The 1,966-nt window shown below is 53.5% G+C and carries 1 protein-coding gene; it reads left to right on the top strand.

All coding sequences use genetic code 11. From position 1 onward, the window contains the following. Positions 1 to 370: 370 nt before the first annotated feature. A complete protein-coding gene (locus BUC32_RS19950; protein ID WP_073257379.1) occupies positions 371 to 1,942 on the top strand; it encodes a recombinase family protein in 1,572 nt (523 codons plus the stop codon). Positions 1,943 to 1,966: the final 24 nt, after the last annotated feature.

The following is a 1,966-nucleotide window of genomic DNA, read 5'->3' as shown; positions in this document are numbered from 1 at the left end:
TTTGGTCCCAACATCGAAATTACCCCCGTTGCTAGGAACAATTGAATCAGTGACACAGCCTCAAATCAATAAGAGTTTTTCAACAGAATCCGCCGGAAGCGGTAGTTGGGCTGATCTGAGAGAACGTCTGTAAAGACCATACTCTGGTTTTTACGGTGTTCTGATTTAAGTATCCGCTTTATGCGTTTTCCGCGTTTCCGACTGCTTTGGGGCCTCCTATCTTGGACCGGCCATTCCGCTCATTAGTAAGCATCTGTTTTTGCACGCTAATAAATTGCAACTCGGTTGCAATCGAAAGTGGAAGACAACCTCGGTTTCGTGCCTATAATAGGTAGGGCCGAAGTATCCAAATTGCGGAAAGGCCCATCCCATGCGTGCAGCCATCTACGCCCGTTTTTCCACCGACCTGCAAAGTGACGCCTCAATTGAGGACCAGCAACGCCTGTGCCTGCGCCTGATCGAAGGCAAAGACTGGAGGGCTGCTGACACTTATTCTGATCGCGGCATCAGCGGATCCTCACATCTACGTCCCGCTTACCAGCGCATGCTGGAAGACGCCCGCAACAACCAGTTCGATGTAGTTGTCTCCGAAGGTCTCGACCGCCTCAGCCGTGACCAAGAGCACATCGCTGCCTTCTTCAAGCAGATGCGGTTTCAGGGGATACCGATCTTTACCATCGCAGAAGGCGAGATTTCCGAACTGCATATTGGCCTCAAAGGCACTATGAGCAGCTTGTTCATCAAGGACCTTGCCCAGAAGACCCATCGCGGACTTGAGGGGCGTGTGCGCAAGGGCAAATCTGCCGGAGGTGTCACCTATGGCTATGATGTCGTGCGCAATCTTCTGGCAGACGGCACCTTCACAACCGGCGAGCGGACCATCAATGAAGAACAGGCCACAATCGTGCGCCGTATCTTTGAAGAGTTCGCCTCCGGCCATAGCCCGCGCTCTATCTGTGTGAGGCTCAATGAGGACGGCATCGACGGCCCACGTGGCAAGGGATGGGGCATGTCCACTATCTATGGCAACTGGAGGCGTGGCACAGGCATCCTGAACAACGATCTCTACCAAGGCCGTCTTGTCTGGAACCGCCAGCGTTTCATCAAAGATCCCCACACCGGCAAGCGTCAGGCCCGTATGAACCCTGCCGAAGAATGGATCATCGAAGAGGTGCCGGACTTACGGGTTATCTCTGACGCCCTCTGGAACAATGTCAAAGCCCGCCAAAAGAGCACCCGCAGTGTTGTAATCAGCGAGGGCATCACACGTTCGGAACGTGCCCGCCGCGCCAAACATCTGTTTTCAGGATTATTGACCTGCGGGGTGTGCGGTGGAGGTTTTACCATTATCGGGAAGGCTTACTTCGGATGCGCCAATTCCCGCAACAAGGGCACTTGTGACAACCGTCTGACCATCAAACGCGATGATCTGGAGGCCCGCGTTCTTTCCGGTCTTAAAGACCACCTTCTGCATCCCGACCTGATTGCTGAGTTTACGCGCAGCTATCAAGAAGAGTTCAATCGCCTCGCGGGCACAATCAAACAAGATCACGCCAAAGCCGAACAGGACTTGGCCAAAGTCACCAAACAGATCGATGCGATCATCGATGCCATCACCGAAGGCATGTTTCATCCCAGCCTCAAAGCCAAGATGGGTGATCTGGAAACACAAAAGGCGACGTTGGAGGCAAAACTCGCCAGCATCGATACACAACCACCCGTTCTTCTACACCCCAGCCTCTCTGACATGTACCGCAGTAAAGTGACGGACCTGACAGAGGCCTTGAATGATCCTGCGACCAAGACGGAGGCTGCAGAGATCATTCGCAGTTTGCTCACCAGCATCACACTGATCCCGGATGGAGATGCGTTAAAGCTACGCGCTTTTAACCTGATGCATACCCGGCCTCGCAAAAGTAGTTCCAGCATTCTTGCGGTGTGAACATGTCGCAGACTTCGGCCAATG

The sequence above is a fragment of the Shimia gijangensis genome (assembly GCF_900142085.1).
Lineage (GTDB): Bacteria > Pseudomonadota > Alphaproteobacteria > Rhodobacterales > Rhodobacteraceae > Shimia > Shimia gijangensis.
Note: the sequence above shows the minus strand (reverse complement) of the source record. Positions and strands in the feature narration are given on the sequence as shown.